Consider the following 18,745-nt stretch of genomic DNA (forward strand, 5'->3'; position numbering starts at 1 on the left):
CGCCGCGCAAATAAAACGATGAGCCTCTACGCACTCAAACCCAAATTCCAGAACCGTCTGCGTCCGTTCGCGGATTCGCTTGCCGCGCGCGGGGTCACGGCCAACCAGGTCACGCTGTTCGCGGCCGGCGGCTCGATCGTCGTCGGCGCGCTTGCCGGGCTCGGCGTGTTCGCCCGCGCGCTGTTCCTGCTGATTCCGCTTTGGCTGTTCGCGCGCATGGCGCTCAACGCGATCGACGGCATGCTCGCGCGCGAGCACGGTCAGAAGAGCACGCTCGGCGCGTACCTGAACGAGCTGGGCGACATCGTGTCCGACGTCGCGCTCGTGCTGCCGTTCCTCGCCATTCCCGCGTTCGCTCCGGCGGACGTCTGGCTGTTCGCGCTGACGGCGGTGATCGTCGAGTGCGCGGGGCTGATCGGCCCGCTCGTCGGCGCGACGCGCCGCTACGACGGCCCGTTCGGCAAGAGCGACCGGGCGCTGGCCCTCGGCGCGTTCGCGCTGTGGATCGGCCTCGGGTTCCCGGTCGGCGGCGTCGCCGCCTGGCTGTGGCGGCTGCTGATCGTGCTGTCGATCGTGACAGCGGTGCGGCGCGTACGGGCCGGGATCGCCGAAGCGGGCGGCTGACGGGCCGGGCGCCGGAGGGCGGCGCCACACCATTCGAATAACGAAACGAGAGAAAGCGCATGAGCACACGCACGGCACGTGAGGCCGGCTTCATCACGCACGACGGCGAAACGCTGTTCTACCGCCACTGGCCCGCGACGGGCCCGCATTGCCGCGGCGCCGTCGTGCTGCTGCATCGCGGCCACGAACATTCGGCGCGCGTCGCGCACCTCGTCGACGAGCTCGACCTGCCCGATTTCGCGTTTTTCGCGTGGGACGCGCGCGGCCACGGCCGCTCGCCCGGCGCGCGCGGCTACAGCCCGAGCGCGGCCGCGTCGGTGCGCGACCTGCAGACCTTCGTCGAGCATATCCGCGACGCGCACGGCATCGCGATCGAGGACATGGCCGTGGTCGGACAGAGCGTCGGCGCGGTGCTCGCGGCCACGTGGGTGCACGACTACGCGCCGCCGATCCGCGCGCTCGTCGTCGCGTCGCCGGCGTTCCACATCAAGCTCTACGTGCCGTTCGCGCGGCCGGGGCTGCGGCTGATGCACAAGCTGCGCGGGCTGTTCTACGTGAACAGCTACGTGAAACCGAAATTCCTCACGCACGATCCCGAGCGGATCGCGAGCTACGCGTCCGATCCGCTGATCACGCGGCCGATCGCGGTCAACATGCTGCTCGACCTGCACGATACCGCGCGGCGGATCGTCGCCGACGCCGCCGCGATCACCGTGCCGACGCAACTGCTGATCTCGGGCGCCGACTGGGTCGTGCATCGCGGCCCGCAGGACCGCTTCTTCGAACGGCTCGGGTCGGCGCGCAAGGAGCGCATCGTGCTGCCGGGTTTCTATCACGACACGCTCGGTGAACGCGACCGCGCACAGGCGCTCGCGCCGCTGCGCGCGTTCGTGCTGCGCGAGTTCGACGCGCCGAGCCCGCGCGTGTCGCTCGCCGACGCCGATCGGCGCGGCGCGTTCCACGACGAATACGCGGCGCTTGGCCGGCCGCCCGCGAACGCGTTCGCGCGGGCGTACTGGGCGCTGACGCGCGCCGGGCTGAAAGCCGGCGGCGCGCTGTCGGACGGCATCGCGCTCGGGCTGCGGCTCGGCTTCGATTCGGGCTCGACGCTCGACTACGTGTACCGCAACCGTGCGCAGGGGCGGCTCGGCGTCGGCGCGCTGATCGACCGCACGTACCTCGATTCGCCGGGCTGGGTCGGCATCCGTCAGCGCAAGGTGCATCTGCAGGAACTGATCGGCGCGGCGATCGGCCGCCTGCGCGGCCACGGCACGCCGGTGCGGATCGTCGACATCGCGGCCGGCCACGGGCGCTACGTGCTCGACGCGATCGCGTCGGCCGCCGAGCGCGACGGCGCGGCGCCGGACGACATCACGCTGCGCGATTACAGCCCGCCGAACGTCGAGGCCGGACGCGTCCTGATCGCGCAGCGCGGCCTCGAGCCGATCGCGCGCTTCGAGCGCGGCGACGCGTTCGACGAGACGTCGCTCGCGACGCTCGAGCCGCGCCCCACGCTCGCGATCGTGTCGGGCCTGTACGAACTGTTCGGCGAGAACGCGCTGATCGAGCGCTCGCTGCGCGGGCTCGCGCAGGCCGTGCCGCCGGGCGGCTATCTCGTCTATACGGGGCAGCCGTGGCATCCGCAGCTGGAATTCATCGCGCGTGCGCTGAACAATCACCGCGGCGAGGCGACCTGGGTGATGCGCCGCCGCTCGCAGGCCGAGATGGACGAGCTCGTCGCGCGCGCGGGCTTCCGCAAGCTCGACCAGCGGATCGACGAGATGGGTATCTTCACGGTCAGCCTCGCGCAGCGGGTCGACGCGCCATGAGCGCGCTCGGCGGGGGCGCGGGCGGCCTCGCCGAGCCGGCGGCCGGCGCGCGCGACGCATCGTTCGCGCTGCGCTTGGGCTGGCTCGCGGCGATGGGCGCCGTGTTCTTCTCGACGTACGGCTTCGCGAACTGGCTCGCCGCGCGCCGCGCGGCGGTGCCGATGTTCGCGTTCGGCTGGGAGCACGCGATTCCGTTCGTGCCGTGGACGATCGTGCCGTACTGGTCGATCGACCTGCTGTATGCGGTGTCGTTCTTCTTCTGGACGCGCCGTGCCGATCTGCTCGATCACGTGAAGCGGCTGCTGACCGTGCAACTGGTGTCGGTGGCCTGTTTCATCGCGTGGCCGCTGCGCTTCGGGTTCGAGCGGCCCGACGCGGGCGGCGTGGCCGGCGCGCTGTTCACGCTGCTGATGGGCTTCGACAAGCCGTTCAACCAGGCGCCGTCGTTGCATATCGGGCTGCTCGTCGTGCTGTGGGCCGTTTATGCGCGGCACCTGCACGGTACGGTCGCGCGCGCCGTGCTGCATCTGTGGTTCGCGGCGATCGGCGTGTCGGTGCTGACGACCTACCAGCATCACGCGATCGACGTGCCGACCGGTGCGGCCGTCGGCTGTCTCGCGCTGTTCCTGTTTCCGTTGCGCGATGCGACGGGCCGGCTGCCGGGCGCCGATGCGTCGCCGAGCGCGGCCGGCCGCGCGCTCGCACGGCGCTATGCGATCGGCGCGGCACTACTGGCGTGGACGGCCCTGTGGTGCGTGCCGCGCGCGCCGGGCTGGGCGCTGGCGGCCGGGTGGGTCGCACTGGCGCTCGCGTGTGTCGCGTGGGCGTACCGGCGCGGCGCGCCCGGCGTTTTCCAGAAGGATGCGGATGGACGTCTCCCGGTCTTCATCCGCGCGCTGCTCGCGCCGACGATCGCCGGCGCGTTCGTCAATTCGCGGCTGTGGACGTGGCGCCGGCCGGCGCCCGTGCGGATCGACGAACGCGTGTCGATCGGCCGTACGCCGACGACGCGCGACCTGCGCCGCCATGGTTTCACCGCGCTGGTCGACTTGACCGCCGAGATGCCGCGCTGGGCGGCGGACGAAACGTCGCTCGCGTATGCATCCGTGCCGCAGCTCGATCTCGTCGCGCCGACGGCGGCGCAGCTTGCGCAGGCCGTCGCGGCGCTCGAACGCCTGCACGGGGAAGGGCGTGACGTGCTGGTCTGCTGCGCGCTCGGTTATGGACGCAGCGTGCTGTGCGCGGCCGCGTGGCTCGCCGCGCGGCGCGGGCTGGGAGACGCGCGCGACGCGCTGGCTGCGGTGCGCGCGGTGCGGCCGCACGCCGTGTGGTCGGACGAAGGCGTGGCCGTGCTGCAGCAGTGGATCGACCGCCGTCGCGGCACGGGGCGCGAGTGATGCGCGATCCCTCCGCTCCGTTCAGGATTGCCGCCGCGCGCGGCGCGCTCGATGCGGGCGCATGGGCGATCGCGGCCGCGCTGGCCGCGGCCGGCGCGGGCTGGTGGGTCGCGGCGGGCTGGATGCCGGCGACGCTCGCCCGCGTGTTGCTGGCCGTTGTCAGCACGGGGTCGGGGATGGTGGCGTTGTGGTACGCGGTGCGCATCGAGATCGACCGCCGGCTGTTCGCGGCGCTCGCGCGGGCGGCAGCGGGCGACGGGCCCGTCGACGACGCGCTCGCGGCGCTCGACCGCGCGCTCGCCGATCTCGGCTGGATCGACGCGGCCAAGGCCGGCCGTACGCTCGATGCACGCGTGCGCGGCGCGGTCGGGCTGTGCCGGGCCGGTGTGCTCGTGGCGATCGTGCAGTGGCTGGCGGTCGGGATCGCGATCGCGGTGTCGCGGATCGGTTAGCGCCGCCCGCCGCCCGCCGCCCGCCGCCCGTCAAGCGTACGCCGCGCGCCGCGAGCGCGTGCGCTTCACTTCATACATGGCCCGATCGGCATGCTCGATCAGCGCGGTCATGTCGGTGCCGTCGTCCGGCAGCATCGCGACGCCGATGCTGACGCCCAGCCGCAGCGCATGCCCGTCGAATTCGAACGGTTCGCCGACTTGCCGCGCGAGCCGCGCGCTGTGCGTGTGCGCGTCGTCGCGGGTGCCGATGTTCGGCAGGATCACCGCGAATTCGTCGCCGCCGATGCGCGCGACCGTGTCCGAGCGCCGCACCGCACCCTGCATCCGCGTGGCGATCTCGCACAGCGCGGCGTCGCCCGCGCGGTGGCCGAGCCCGTCGTTGATCGGCTTCAGCCCGTCCATGTCGATGTTGAGAATGCCGAGCCGGCCGTTCGCGCGCAGTGCCGTATGCATCGACTGGCGCAGGCGGTCGTAGAACAGCGCGCGGTTCGGCAGGCCGGTGAGCGCGTCGTGCGTCGCGCGCAGGTACAGCTCGTTGGCCTCGTTGCGCGCCGCGTGGAACATCGCGGCGGCGATCAGGTCGGCCGTCAGCCGCAGCGTGCCGGCGTCGGCCGGCGAGAAGCCGTCGACGTTCGGCGACATCACCTTCAGCACGCCGACGGTCGTGTCGGCATGCGTGAGCGGCACGACGAGCATCGAGCGCAGGCCGACCCGGCGGCACGCATCGCGATCGACGCGCGGGTCGGTTTCCGAATCGACGCAGTGCAGCAGTTCGCCTTGCTGCACGCACCGGCCCGACAGGCTGCCCGAGCGGCGCAGCCGCAGGCCGAGCATCCCGGCGGCGGTGCCCGACGCGGCACGGTACACCATGTCGTCGCCCTCGGCGAACTCGACCGCGGCGGCGCTCGCGCCCGTGAGCTGCGGCACCTGCTCGGCCACATAGGCCATCACGCTGCCGAGGTCGAGGCCGAGCTTCGCGATCTCGGTCTGCAGGGCGATGATGCGCAGCAGCGTGTCGGAGGACGGGGTGGCGGTGTCGACGATTTGATTCAAGTCAGTGATCCATCAAAGAAAGCGCATCCGGCGTCGCGGGTTTGCGGTAGCATACGCGCCGCATCGCGGCGGCGTGCCCCGGGCGGTCCGTCACGGGCCGCCGCCGGCCAGCCGCACGGCGCCGGCAGTATGCCGTTCGGCTCGCCCGGCGACAACGGCGCAATTCTTACCATTCGTCCCTCTCGTGCAGCATTTCCGACTCGATTGAGGTTTTTTTCGCTTCATCGGCGCGAATTCGCGTAAGTTTTGTCCTATTTTTGAGATAGTGTGACGAATGGGCGCGCGCCCGTGCCAGGCGCGCGCAGCACGGCGACGGCCGTTAAAGAATCCGCCGCGTCGTTTCGATAAATGCATCAGGCCAGGTCGCCATATGAGGGGAAGCAGTGGGGATGTGCACTCACGGGCATAGCTGCTTGACGCGCGTCGGTTCGGACGCGCTTGATGACCGGATCAACCAGACGACACGGAGGGGCGCATGAAGCCGGCCGCGTCGCTGCTCGTCCTGTCGGTCGCCATGGTTGGCGCTTTTCACACGGCAGTGCTGTCGGCCGCGCCGATGCCGGCGGTGCCGGCCGCCGCGTCGGCCGCCGGGCCCGCCGATGCGTCCGCTCCGGTGCTCGCGGCCGCGCCGGCCGTGGCCAGCGCGTCGTCCGCCGGCTTGCCGGCGACCACCGTGCATCTGCCGTTCGCGTCGCTCGGCGCGTTCGATCCGCTGCGCCTGCGCGGCGCCGACGACGCGCGCACGATCAACGCCGGCGTGCGGCTCGACCGCGTGGTCACGGGGGCGCGGTTGCGCCTGACCTACGCGTATTCGCCGTCGCTGGTCTTCCCGATGTCGCACCTGAAGGTGTCGGTGAACGGCGAGGTGATCGCGACCGTCCCGTTCGACGCCGCGCGCGCGGGCCGCACGGTCACGCAGGAGATTCCGATCGATCCGCGCTACTTCTCGGATTTCAACCAGATCGGCCTGCGCCTGATCGCGCACTACACGCTCGACCATTGCGAGGATCCGTCGAACTCGGCGCTGTGGGCCGACGTGAGCCCGACGAGCGAACTGATCCTCGACGAATCGCCGGTGCGCTTGCCGAACGATCTCGCGCTGCTGCCCGCGCCGTTCTTCGACCGGCGCGACAACGGCCGCGTGCGGCTGCCGTTCGTGCTGCCGGCAGCGCCCGATTCGGCGACGCTGCGCAGCGCGGGTGTGCTCGCGTCGTGGTTCGGCGCGCTGGCCGATTACCGGCATGCGCGCTTCCCGGTATCGTCCGCGCTGCCGGCTGACGACCAGGCGGTGGTGGTCGGCACGGCCGCGACGCTACCGGCCGGGCTCGCGCTGCCGCCGGTCAACGGACCGCTGCTCGCGGTCGCCGACAACCCGGCCGCGCCGGGGCGCAAGCTGCTGGTCGTCACGGGCCGCACGGCGGCCGAAGTCGACGACGCGGTCGCCGCGCTCGTGCTCGGCCGTGCGACGCTGTCGGGGCCGACGGCGACGGTCGCGCACGTCGATCTCGGCGCACCGCGCAAGCCGTACGACGCGCCGCGCTGGCTGCCCGTGAACCGGCCGATCACGTTCCGCGAGCTCGTCAACGATCCGCGCCAGCTGGAAGTGCGCGGCACGACGCCCGACGCGATCCGGCTGAACCTGCGCGTGCCGGCCGATCTGCACTCGTGGAACGGCGCGGGTGTGCCGATCACGCTGCGCTACCGCTACACGGCGCCGACCGTGCAGGACAACTCGACGCTCGCCGTCGAGATCAACGACCAGCTCGTAAAGTCCTACCGGCTTGGGCCGGCCCATGCCGAGGACGCGCACGGCCGCATGCAGCTGCCGCTGCTGTCGGTGCCGGAAGGGCGCGTGACGAGCGACGTCGACATTCCCGCGTTCCGCGTCGGCAGCGGCAACCAGCTGCAGTTCCGCTTCACGCTCGATTCGCAGAAAACGGGCCTGTGCTCGAGCACGGCGACCGAGCCGCAGCGCGCGGCGATCGATCCCGATTCGACGATCGACTTCTCGCATTTCGTCCACTACGCGCAACTGCCGAACCTCGCGTTCTTCGCGAACAGCGGCTTCCCGTTCACGCGCTTCGCCGACCTGTCGCAGACGGCCGTGGTGCTGCCCGACCGGCCGTCGCCGCAGGAACTCGAGGCCTATCTGACGATGCTCGGCCACATGGGCGAATGGACCGGCTTCCCGGCGCTGCGCGTGCAGATCGCCCGCCCCGGCGACGTCGCCGCATTGGCGGGCAGCAAGGACCTGCTCGTGATCGACGGCTCGCCCACGTCGCCGTTGCTGGCGCACTGGCGTGCGGCGCTGCCGCTCGCGATCGGCGAGCAGGGCGGCGCCGGCGCGACGCGCGTCGCGTTCTCGGTGAAGGAGCGCTGGCGCAACGGCGTCGGTCTCGCGGACGGCGGCGCGCATATCGAACAGACGGGGCCGCTCGCGGCGCTTGCCGGTTTCGAGCTGCCGGGCAGCCACGGCCGCAGCGTCGTCGCGCTGACCGCGACCGACCAGCCGCGTCTCGGCGATCTGCTCAACGTGTTCGAGAACGCCGGCCTCGTCGCGCAGCTGCAGGGCGACCTCGCGGTGGTGCGGCCGGGGCAGGTCGACAGCCTGCGGGTCGGCGAGCCTTACGTGGTCGGTTTCGTGCCGTGGTATGCGCGTGTCTGGACGCATGCGGCGCGGCATCCGGTCGTGCTCGGCGCGGTGGGCGTCGTCGCGGGGCTGCTGCTCGCGCTCGGCGTGTTCAGCGTGCTGCAGAGGATCGCCGCGCGTCGACGGGGGATGTAACGGATGGCGCGGGCAATGACGAAGCGACGGGCAGCGCGGCCGGCGCGGCGTGTCGGCGCGACACTCGCGCTGGCGGTTGCGGTGACGTGCGCGGCGGCCGGCCTGGCCGCGCGGGCGCACGCGGCCGGGGGCGGCGCGACCGATGCGGCCAGCGCGGGATGCAGTGCGGCGTGGCCGCGCTGGGATGCGTTCAAGCGCGATTTCATCTCGGCCGACGGCCGCGTGATCGACGTCGGCTCGGCCGATTCGCGCACGGTGTCGGAGGGGCAGGCCTATGGACTTTTCTTCGCGCTGGTCGCGAACGACCGGCGCACGTTCGACACGATCCTCGCATGGACCGAGAACAACCTCGCGCAGGGCGACCTGAGCGCGCATCTGCCCGCGTGGCTGTGGGGCCGCGCGCCCGACGGCGCGTGGCGCGTGCTCGACGCCAACGCGGCGTCGGACGCCGATCTGTGGATCGCGTACGCGCTCGTCGAGGCCGGCCGGCTGTGGCACGAGCGCAGCTATACGGCACGCGGTGCGCTGCTCGCGAAGCGCGTGCTCGACGACGAGACGGCGACCGTGCCGGGCCTCGGCCTCACGCTGTTGCCCGGGTCGACCGGGTTCAAGCTCGCCAACGGCCAGTTCCGCGTGAATCCGAGTTATTCGCCGCCGCAGGTGATCCGCGCGCTTGGCGCGCGCCTGCCCGACGACCGGCGCTGGGCCGCACTGGCATCCAGCACCGGGCGTGTGCTGCTCGACACGGCGCCGAAGGGTTTCTCGCCGGACTGGGCGCTGTATCGCGCGGGCACGGGCTTCGGCCCCGATCCGCAGACGCACGCGGAGAGCGCGTACAACGCGATCCGCGTGTATTTGTGGGCCGGCATGCTCGACCGTGCCGATCCGCTCGCCGCGCCGTTGCTCGCACGCTTCGCGCCGTTCGCCGACCATATCGCCGCGCATGGCGCACCGCCGGAGAAGGTCGATACGACGACGGGCGTCGCGGGGCCGAACGACGGCAACGGCGGGTTTTCGGCGGCGGCCGTGCCGTTCCTCGATGCGCGCGGCCAGCACGCGCTTGCCGATGCGCAGGTGGCCCGCGTCGATACGCTCGCGCGGCAGTCGGCGCCCGGCTATTACACGAGCGTGCTGACGCTGTTCGGCCTCGGCTGGCGCGACGGCCGCTACCGGTTCGGCGCGGACGGCACGCTCGACACCCGCTGGGGAGGCCGCTCGTGCGCCGCCCGCTGAAACGCGCCGCGCCGCACGTCGCGGGATTCGCGTGGCTCGCGTCGTCGATGTGCGCGGCGGCGCCGGGCGCCGCATCCGGCACGGCGATGGCGAACCCCGCGGCGCCGGCGACTGCCGCGTCGGCCGACGCGCAGCGTCAGCTCGACACCGCGCGGATGTGGGGCGTCAAGCATCGCGACGATCTCGCGCGCGATGCGCTGCGCAAGGGTCTGCTGATCGCGCCGGGCGATCCCGAGCTGCTGGCCGAACAGGTCCGCGTGCTGCTGCGGCTCGGCGACGCGAAAGGCGCGCAGGCGTCGCTGGCGCGCCTGCAGGCGCAGTCGCCGAATGCGCCCGCCACGCGGCGCGTGGCCGACGAATACCGTGTCGCGACGAGCGGGCGCGGCGAGATGGCGCAGATTCGCCTGCTCGCGCGCAGCGGCCGCGCCGACGAAGCCGCGCGGCGGATCGTCGCGCTGTTTCCGAACGGCGCGCCGTCGGGTGCGCTTGGCGCCGAGTATTACGAGATCCGCGCGAATGCGCCGGGTGGCCGCGAGTCGGCGCTTGCCGCGCTGCGCCGCAGAGTCGCGGCCGATCCGCAGGACACCAGCGCGGCCATGGCGCTGGCGCGGTTGCTGAACCAGCATGCCGATACGCGCGCGGAGGCCAACCGGATCGCCTGGTCACTCGCGAAGCGGGACGATGCCGACCATACCGAGGCGATGTCGCTGTGGCGCCGCGTGCTGCAGTCGGCCGGCGACGATCCCGCGTATCTCGACGCGCTGCATGCGTATCTCGCGCTCACGCCGGACGACACCGAATTCCGCGACCGTGCTGCCGGTCTCGACCGGCAGCGCGACGCGCAGCGCCGACTCGAACGCGACCCCGACTACATCGCGCAGCAGCGCGGGCTGCAGGCGCTCGCGCGCGGCGACCTGGCCGCGGCCGATCCGCTGCTGTCGCGGGCGGCGCGTGCGCGAGCGGACGACGCGGACGCGCTCGGCGGCCTCGGCCTGCTGCGCCTGCGCGAAGGGCGGCACGACGAAGCACGCGCGCTGTTCACGCAGGCCGCGGCGCGCGCGACCGATCAACGCGGGAAATGGCAAGGCCTCGCACGCACCGCGCAGTTCTGGGGGCTGCTCGCGCAAGGCCGCGAAGCGGCCAACGCGGGGCGCCCGCAGGAGGCCGAACGCGCGGCGCGGGCGGCGCTCGCGATGCAGCCGGGCAGTCCGGACGCGAAGCTGCAGCTTGCCGATGCGTTGCTCGCGCAGCGCGACTGGGCGCACGCGGAGCCGTTGCTGCGTGAATTGCTGGCGGCACGTTCGCCGGCGCTGTCGGCCGTGCGCGGCACGGCCACGTTGTATGAAAACACCGGCCGCGCGGACCGGGTCGGCCCGCTGCTCGACGCGCTGCAAGGTCGCGTGACGGGCCGCGACGATCGCCGCGCGCTCGACGGCCTGCGGGCCGACCTGCTCGCGAACCAGGCGCGCGCATTGGCCGACAAGGGCGAACGCGGCCCGGCCGCGCAACGCTACGAGGCGGCCGTGCGTGCGGCGCCCGACGCGCCGTGGACGCGCTTCGCGCTCGCGCGCCTCTATCGCGACATGGGGTTGCCGCAGCTCGGCCGCACGGTGATGGACGACGGGCTCGCGCAGGGCGATACGCCGGAGATGCGCTACGCGATCGCGTTGTACCGCAATTCGCTCGACGATGTCGCGGGCGCGCAGGCCGCGCTGGCCCCGGTCGACGACGCGCACCGTTCGGACGGAGTGCGCGCGCTCGCGCGCAAGCTCGACGCCGAACATGCGCTGGCCGACGCACGCGGTACGCTCGCGCGCGGCGACCGCGCGGCGTTCGCCGCGTCGCTCGCGCACGCGCAGGCGAGCGCGCCGGACGATCCCGACATGCTCGCCGCGATCGGCGCGCAGTGGATCGACGCGGGCGAACCCGAACGCGGCCTCGCGCTGCTGCACGACTGGATCGTCGCGCATCCGCGCGAAGCCGATGCCGACGTGCGGCTGCGTTACGGCGATCTGCTCGGCAGCGCGGGGCGTGACGACGCGCTCGCCGCGTGGCTCGACACGTTGCGGCGCGAAGCGTCGCTGACCCCGGCGCAGACGGCGCGGCTCGAGGACCAGTCGCTGCGGCTCGTGCTGCGGCAGACCGACGAAGCGATCGCGCGGCAGGACTATGCACGAGCGCGCACGCTGCTCGATCGTGCGAGTCCGGCCGGCCGAGCGGACAAGCGTCACGCGCTCGAGCTGGCCGATCTCGAGCGCGCGCAGGGCCATTACGGCGCCGCGCGCGACGCGCTCGCGCCGGTCGTCGCGCGCACGCCGGACGACGCCGATACGCAGCTCGCGCTCGCACGGATCGACGAGGACAGCGGCAACCGGGCCGCCGCGCTGGCGCGCGTCCAGGCCGTGCTCGCGCGTACGCCGGACGACGACGTCGACACGCAACTGTCGGCCGTGCGCCGCCTGAACGCGCTGCGCCGCCCGGACGAAGCCGCGCAGGTGACGGACCGGCTGCACGCCGCGTATCCGGCGCGCGCCGACGTGACGGTCGCGGCCGGGCGCGTGGCAGAGGCGCAGGGCCGTTACGACGACGCGGCGTCGCTGTACCGGCTGTCGCAGTCGCAGGAACGCGCGACGGGCGTGAGCCCGGGCCGCGACGGCCTGACGCCCGCGCGGGCCGCGTTCGCGGAGCTCGAACAGCGGCGCAATCCCGAAATCGAGACCGGCTGGACGCCCGCGTACAAGTCGGGCGACGAAGGCGTCTCGTCGTATCGCGCCCAGCAGGTGCCGATCTATCTGCAGATGCCGGTCCGCTACGACGGGCACGTGTTCGCGCAGATCGATACCGTGCATCTCGACCCGGGCACGCTCGATACGAGCGACCCGGATGCGTATGCGCTGAAGACGTTCGGCACCTACGCGGCGCTCAAGGCCCCGGGCGGCCTGCCGCCGCCGTTCCAGACGAATCCGTCGGCTGCCGCGCTGCTCGCGAATCCGCCGGGTTCGCTGCACCAGTCGACGACGGGCGTCGCGCTCGGCGCCGGTTATCTGTCGGACGCATGGCGCTTCGACCTCGGCACGTCGCCGCTTGGCTTCCCCGTGCACTACCTCGTCGGCGGCGTGCGCTACCGCTTCGACGCGGGCCCGGCAAGCTTCAGCGTGAATGCGTCGCGGCGGCCGGAAACGAGCAGCGTGCTGTCGTATGCAGGGATGCGCGACCCATGGACGGGCGCGGTCTGGGGCGGGGTGCGCCGCGATGGCGTGAACCTGCGCGCGTCGGTCGACGTCGGCCGCACGAACCTGTTCGCGGAACTCGGCGCGGGCGTGCTGTCCGGCCGCAACGTCGAACGCAACGCGGAAGTCACGCTGCGCACCGGCTTCACGGTGCCCGTGTACGAACGCGCGACGATGAAGGTCAGCACCGGCCTCGTCGGCAATGCGTGGCACTACGCGCAGAACCTGCGCTACTACACGTACGGGCAGGGCGGCTACTACAGCCCGCAACGCTACCTGTCGCTCGGCGTGCCGATCGAATGGGCGGGGCGGTACGACGCGCTGTCGTGGGACCTGACCTTCACGGGCGGGATCTCGAACAGCTTCGAGAAGGATTCGCTGTACTACCCGACGTTCTCGGGCCAGCGGGCCGCGCAGGTCGCGGCCGGGTTCGTGTACGCGGGCAGCTCGACGCGCGGCGTGTCGTTCTCGTACGGCTTCAACGGCATCGCCGAGTACCGCGTGAACCCGCACCTGAGTGTCGGCGCGCAACTGCATGTCGACCGGTCGCACGACTACGCGCCGAGCTCGGCGCTCGTGTACCTGCGCTATGCGTTCGATGCGCGCGCGCAGCGCAGCTGGCTCGTCACGCCGACGCCGGTGCGGCTTTATTCGGATTACTAGGGGAACGTCGTGAATACGGAAATCGATGCCACCCGTCCCGCGCCCGGCGTTGCCGGTCTGCTGGGCCACCTGCGCGCGCTGCTGCGCATGGGGCCGGCCGGCGGCCGCGTCGGCACGCTGAGCCGGCTTGCGATCGACGGCCTGCCCGATGCATGGACGCAACTGGAGGCGGGGGGCCTGTACGCGATCTACGCGGCCGGCGGCACGCCGGCATGCGATGCGCTTGTCTGGGAAAGCGCGCGGCAGGCACGCACGCGCGATGTGACGGTCGTGCTCGCGCGCGACGCGGCCCGCGTGGCCGACCAGATGGCATCGCTCGGCTTCGCGGGCGGCGTGCAGCCGGCCGGCTGGCCGCACAACCTGAACGTGCTGGCGATGCCGCCGGCGGTCGAGGCGGCCGACGACGATCTCGGCACCGGCGCGCCGCGCCGCGCGGCGCCGGGCCCGTTCGCGCGGCTGACCGGCGGCCTGCGCGCGATGCGGCGCTACGGTTTTCGCGCGCGTTCGCTGTATTTCGTGGAAGGCGCCCAGCGCTGGTTCAGCTGGGACGATCCGGTCGCGCTCGCGGATGAAGCCCGCGCACTGGCCGACTGGTGCCGTACGCACCGCCTCGCGCTCGTGCTGCTGCTCGACCCGGAGGCCGCGCGGGCGGGCGACGACGCGCGCACCGACGATGCGCCGCTCGTGCGCGATGCGGACCGCACGCCGCGCAGCGGCTTCCACGGCATCTGCTCGGGCGTCGCGCAGTTGCAGCGCACGCATGGCGAGCTGCTGTGGATCGTCGATTTCTGGCGCGTGGGCGACACGCTCGCGGCCGGTGAAGTGCGGCCGCTGCGCTTCGCGCCCGGCGGCCGGCTGTCCGCGAGCATCGACGGCGGCGCGACCGAACCGGCATACCGGATGAAGCTCGCGAGCGACGAGGACCGTGTCATCGTCAGCCGCGCGGTGCTCGACGGCACGAATCGCCTGCCCGCCGACTGGGAAATCGTCGAAGACAACGCGGCTGTCGTCGCGGCCTGCGCCCGTGCCCAAGCCGCGACCGCGGTGCTCGCGTTCCGCTCGCATGCGCAGCTCGAGGCGTTGTGCGCGGACGTGCATGCATTGCGCCGGCAATGCGGCGGCGCGCTGAAGATCGCGGTCGTCGAGCGCGGCGAAGTGCTGCGCCAGCAGTTCGAGATGCTCGTGCTGAGCGTCGGCGCGAACCGCGTGGTCGCGCGCGACTTGCCGGTCTCGCGGATGCAGGCGGCCGTGCACGCGCTGCGCGGCCAGCTCTACGCGCGGCCGGTCGCACCCGACTATCGCGCGGCGCTCGCGGCCGCGCTCGGCGATTCGGTGCTCGGCTATCTGCCGGTCGGCGCGTTCTGCCTGCGCATTCGCGCGGTGCTCGATCGCGGCGCCGTGCTCGCGCTGCCGCACACGCTCGCGAAGATCACGCTGCTGCCGGGCGTGTCGCACGTCGATGCGTTGCGGCACTGCCGCCCGCGCCGCGCGGGCGACGTCGTGACGGCCGATCCCGGGCATCTGTTCGTGTTCCTGTTCGCGTGCGAACCGGCCGACGCCGACGATGCGCTCGCGCGGATCTTCGACGTGCCGGTCGACACGTTGTCCGATCGTGTCGTATGCCTCGGAAAGGGCAGCATCGACACCGAGCTCGATGCGCTGAAAGCCGAGAACCGGCGCGCGCCGATCGCCGACTACAGCGACTTGTTCGCGGCGACGCACCCGGCCAACGGCGCGCGCACGCCGCTCGCGGATGCCGGTCCCGGCGAGACGCCCGCCGAGGCGAGCGAGGCGATCGATGCAATCGATGCGATCGTCGCGCTCGAGGCGATCGGCGCGCCGCCGGCGCCCGATGCCGTCGACGCACCGGCGCCGCATCCCGTCATTCCCGCCGCGCGTGCGCGCGGCGCTACCCGCAGCGCGATGCCGCTGCGCAAGCAGGAGCGTGCATGATTGCCGTACTCGTCATCGGTTTCATCGTCGGCATCGTGATCGCGGTGCCGGTGTGGATCATTGCGCAGCACCTCGGCGTCGGCCGCGGCTTTCAGGCGCCGCGCGGGATCGACCGGCGCGACGCCGTGCCGTGCGAGCTCGTGCCGGTCGCGTTGCGCGGCCGGTTGCTGCCCGGCGCCGAGGGCGGCGACAAGGCGGCCCGATGAAGACGATCGCCATTACGTCGACGACCGGCGGCGCGGGCCGCACGACGCTTGCCGCCGCACTTGCGGTGCTGCTCGCGCGCCGCGGCCGGCCGGTCGTCGCCGTCGAATTCGATGCGCAGAACCTGATGGGCGCGACGCTCGGCCTCGACACGCTGGCCGAACACGGCCTCGCGCAAAGCGTGCTCGGCGGCGCCGAACCGTGGCATGCGCACACGTGGCGCAATGCCGACGGCGTGCTGTTCGTGCCGTACGGGCAAGTCGATGCGGCCGACGCAGCCGCATGCGATGCGCGGCTCGCGGCGGATCCCGCATGGCTGTCGCGCGCGCTGGACGAGATCGCGCTGCCGGCCGACGGCGTGGTGCTGGTCGACACCGCGCGCTATCCGTCGCCGCAGGCCGAGCAGGCGATTCGCCGCGCGGACCTGACGCTCGTCGTCGTGCCGCCGGAGCCGGCCGCCTGCGCGACGACGGCCGCGCGGCTCGGTGCGCTGCGGGCCGGCGCCGGTGAGCTGCAGATCGTCGTGAATAGGCTGAATCCGGCACGCGACATGCAGCGCGACGCGCTCGCGATGCTGCGCGCGGTCGCCGGGCCGGCGTCGATGCTCGAACAGCGGATCCACGTCGACGCGGCCGTGCCCGAGGCGCTCGCGCGCGGCAGCTGGATTTTCGACGACGCGCCGTATTCGCAGGCGTCGCACGACCTGAACGGCGTCGCGAACTGGGTCCATGCGTGGCTGACGGCCGTTGCCGCGGGCCGCACCGGAGCGGCGCGATGAAGCCCGCGCCCGCGCCGCGGTTGCGCACGCTCGGCCGCCGTGCGGCCGACTGGTGCGCGCGCGGCATCGGCCTGCCGGCCGAGCGCACGCTGGTCGACTGGCTCGTGCGGCTGTTTTTCCACGCACCGCCGCCGGGCCGGCCCGATCACGTGCGCCGCTGGGTGCGCATCGCGTTCCTGCGGCTCGCGCACGACTGGGGCGTGCTGCAGCCGTTGAGCCCGCGCGAATGGCTGTGGCGCGCGATCGTGCGTGCGCCGCGCGCGGCCGACGGCCGGCCCGCGCGCGATCCGCTCGCATGGTTCGACAAGACCGTCGTGCCCGCTTACGTGGCCGTCCGCGCGGTCGGCCGGCGCATCAACGCGCTGCTCGATCGTCTGCCGTGGGCACGCTGGGGCGGCTGGCTCGATGCGCGCGCGAACGGCGTCGGCCGGCGCGGCTGGCTCGCGCCGCTGCTGCTGGTGGCCGGCGCGGTGCTGTGGGCCGCGGCCGGGATGTCGCCGCTGATGCCCGGCGCGCAGTTCGCCTTCTTCGCGATCGTCGCGGTGCTGGCGCTCATGCTGCGCCGTCTGCCCGGCCATCTGCCGACGCTCGCGCTCGCATCGCTCGCGCTGCTCGCGACGGTGCGCTACGTGTGGTGGCGCACGACGCAGACGCTCGACTTCCGCAGCCCGGTCGAGGCCGTCGCCGGCTACCTGCTGTACGGCGCCGAAGCCTATACGTGGATGATCCTGCTGCTCGGCTTCGTGCAGACCGCGTGGCCGCTCGACCGGCCGATCGTGCCGCTGCCCGACGACCCCGACACCTGGCCGACCGTCGACGTCTATATCCCGACCTACAACGAGCCGCTGTCGGTCGTGAAGCCGACCGTGTTCGCCGCGCAGAGCATCGACTGGCCGACGGCGAAGCTGCGCGTGTACCTGCTCGACGACGGCCGGCGCCCCGAGTTCGCGGCGTTCGCGGCCGAGGCCGGCATCGACTACCTGACGCGCGACGACAACCGTCACGCGAAGGCCGGCAACATCAACCGCGCGCTGCCGAAGACGCACGGCGAATACATCGCGATCTTCGATTGCGATCACGTGCCGACGCGCTCGTTCCTGCAGACGACGATGGGCGTGTTCCTGCGCGACCCGAAGTGCGCGCTCGTGCAGACGCCGCACCATTTCTTCTCGCCCGATCCGTTCGAGCGCAACCTCGGCACGTTCCGCGAGATCCCGAACGAGGGCAACCTGTTCTACGGGCTCGTGCAGTCGGGCAACGACCTGTGGAACGCGACGTTCTTCTGCGGCTCGTGCGCGGTGCTCAAGCGCAGCGCGCTGGAGGAGGTCGGCGGCGTCGCGGTCGAGACCGTGACCGAGGATGCGCACACGGCGCTCAAGCTGCACCGGCGCGGCTACACGTCGGCGTACCTGCCGACCGTGCAGGCGGCCGGCCTCGCGACCGAAAGCCTCGCGGGCCACGTGAAGCAGCGCACGCGCTGGGCACGCGGGATGGCGCAGATCTTCCGCATCGACAACCCGTTCCTCGGGCGCGGGCTCGGCCTGATCCAGCGGATCTGCTACGGCAACGCGATGCTGCACTTCTTCTACGGGATTCCGCGGCTGGTGTTCCTGACGATCCCGCTCGCGTACCTGTTCTTCCACCTGTACTTCATCAACGCGTCGTCGCTCGCGCTCGCGAGCTACGTGATCCCGTACCTCGTGCTCGCGAACGTCGCGAACTCGCGGATGCAGGGGCGTTTCCGCCACTCGTTCTGGGCCGAGGTCTACGAATCGGTGCTCGCGTGGTACATCGCGCTGCCGACCACCGTCGCGTTCTTCAGCCCGAAGCACGGCAAGTTCAACGTGACCGACAAGGGCGGCAAGATCGACGAGGGCTACGTCGACTGGTCGACGTCGAAGCCGTATCTGGTGCTGTTCGGGCTGAACGTGCTCGCGATCCTGGCCGGCCTGTGGCGGCTGGCGGCCGACCAGGGCGACGAGGCGTCGACGATCCTGATCACGCTCGGCTGGACCGTGTACAACCTCGCGATGCTCGGCGCCGCGCTGGCCGTCGCGCGCGAGACCAAGCAGGTGCGCGTCACGCACCGGATCGCGATGCGCGTGCCGGCCATGCTGCTGCTGGCCGACGGGTCGACGGCCGCGTGCTTCACGAGCGACTACTCGACCGGCGGCCTCGGCCTCGAAGCCGTGCCGGGGCTGCCGCTCGCTGTCGGCGACACGCTGACGGTGTGCGTGACGCGCGGCGATCGGGCGTTTCCGTTCCCGGTGCGCGTGACCCGCGTGACGCCGACGCACGTCGGCGTGAGCTTCGAGGCACTGACGCTCGAACAGGAGCGCCAACTCGTGCAGTGCACGTTCGGCCGCGCCGATGCGTGGCTCGACTGGCATGAAGGCGAGCGCCTCGACACGCCGCTCGGCGGGCTGAAGGAAGTGCTGCGGATCGGGCTGGACGGCTACGTGCGGATGTGGAAGGGCGCGGCGCGCGGCGTGCAGGCGATGCTGGCGCCGAAACTCGATCGGGCGCGCGACTGACGCGGCGCCC

At 72.3% G+C, this 18,745-nt stretch carries 12 protein-coding genes; 11 read left to right on the forward strand and 1 reads right to left on the reverse strand.

Going from position 1 to position 18,745, the window contains the following annotated elements:
* Positions 1-18: 18 nt before the first annotated feature.
* The 4 genes from WJ12_RS06785 to WJ12_RS06800 are packed head-to-tail and all read left to right on the forward strand — an operon-like array spanning position 19 to position 4,302.
* A complete protein-coding gene (locus WJ12_RS06785; RefSeq protein ID WP_034186725.1) occupies positions 19-624 on the forward strand; it encodes a CDP-alcohol phosphatidyltransferase family protein in 606 nt (201 codons plus the stop codon).
* Positions 625-683: 59 nt separating this feature from the next.
* Positions 684-2,453, forward strand: coding sequence for a bifunctional alpha/beta hydrolase/class I SAM-dependent methyltransferase (locus tag WJ12_RS06790; protein ID WP_059557017.1), 1,770 nt, complete (start codon positions 684-686; stop codon positions 2,451-2,453).
* A complete protein-coding gene (locus tag WJ12_RS06795; protein WP_059557016.1) occupies positions 2,450-3,850 on the forward strand; it encodes a phosphatase PAP2 family protein in 1,401 nt (466 codons plus the stop codon). Before WJ12_RS06790 ends, WJ12_RS06795 begins: the two co-directional genes overlap by 4 nt.
* Positions 3,850-4,302 carry a hypothetical protein gene (locus tag WJ12_RS06800; protein WP_059557015.1) on the forward strand — a complete coding sequence of 151 codons (453 nt, stop codon included), beginning with the start codon at positions 3,850-3,852 and terminating at the stop codon, positions 4,300-4,302. Before WJ12_RS06795 ends, WJ12_RS06800 begins: the two co-directional genes overlap by 1 nt.
* A gap of 30 nt (positions 4,303-4,332) precedes the next feature.
* Here WJ12_RS06800 and WJ12_RS06805 read toward each other — a convergent pair whose 3' ends face one another.
* Positions 4,333-5,355, reverse strand: coding sequence for a sensor domain-containing diguanylate cyclase (locus tag WJ12_RS06805; RefSeq protein ID WP_069245610.1), 1,023 nt, complete (start codon positions 5,353-5,355; stop codon positions 4,333-4,335).
* Positions 5,356-5,830: 475 nt separating this feature from the next.
* Between WJ12_RS06805 and bcsB the strand changes: the two genes are divergently transcribed.
* The 7 genes from bcsB to bcsA are packed head-to-tail and all read left to right on the forward strand — an operon-like array spanning position 5,831 to position 18,735.
* On the forward strand, positions 5,831-8,140 hold the full coding sequence (gene bcsB, locus WJ12_RS06810; RefSeq protein ID WP_069245611.1) for a cellulose biosynthesis cyclic di-GMP-binding regulatory protein BcsB: 2,310 nt from the start codon (positions 5,831-5,833) through the stop codon (positions 8,138-8,140).
* Positions 8,141-8,143: 3 nt separating this feature from the next.
* Entirely contained in the window at positions 8,144-9,373 is a 1,230-nt protein-coding gene (gene bcsZ / locus WJ12_RS06815; protein ID WP_069245612.1) for a cellulose synthase complex periplasmic endoglucanase BcsZ, read from the forward strand.
* Positions 9,358-13,266, forward strand: coding sequence for a cellulose synthase subunit BcsC-related outer membrane protein (locus tag WJ12_RS06820; protein WP_069245613.1), 3,909 nt, complete (start codon positions 9,358-9,360; stop codon positions 13,264-13,266). The genes bcsZ and WJ12_RS06820 overlap by 16 nt, the downstream gene beginning before the upstream one ends.
* Before the next feature lie 9 nt (positions 13,267-13,275).
* Positions 13,276-15,219 (forward strand): cellulose biosynthesis protein BcsE, encoded by a 1,944-nt coding sequence (bcsE, locus tag WJ12_RS06825; RefSeq protein ID WP_069245614.1) that lies wholly within the window; start codon positions 13,276-13,278, stop codon positions 15,217-15,219.
* Positions 15,216-15,425 (forward strand): hypothetical protein, encoded by a 210-nt coding sequence (locus tag WJ12_RS06830; protein ID WP_034186734.1) that lies wholly within the window; start codon positions 15,216-15,218, stop codon positions 15,423-15,425. The genes bcsE and WJ12_RS06830 overlap by 4 nt, the downstream gene beginning before the upstream one ends.
* Positions 15,422-16,201: a cellulose biosynthesis protein BcsQ gene (bcsQ, locus tag WJ12_RS06835; RefSeq protein WP_034186735.1), complete on the forward strand. Its 780-nt coding sequence runs from the start codon at positions 15,422-15,424 to the stop codon at positions 16,199-16,201. Before WJ12_RS06830 ends, bcsQ begins: the two co-directional genes overlap by 4 nt.
* A complete protein-coding gene (gene bcsA, locus WJ12_RS06840; RefSeq protein WP_069245735.1) occupies positions 16,198-18,735 on the forward strand; it encodes a UDP-forming cellulose synthase catalytic subunit in 2,538 nt (845 codons plus the stop codon). Before bcsQ ends, bcsA begins: the two co-directional genes overlap by 4 nt.
* Positions 18,736-18,745 lie beyond the last annotated feature (10 nt).

It is taken from the genome of Burkholderia seminalis, from assembly GCF_001718535.1.
Classification (GTDB): domain Bacteria; phylum Pseudomonadota; class Gammaproteobacteria; order Burkholderiales; family Burkholderiaceae; genus Burkholderia; species Burkholderia seminalis.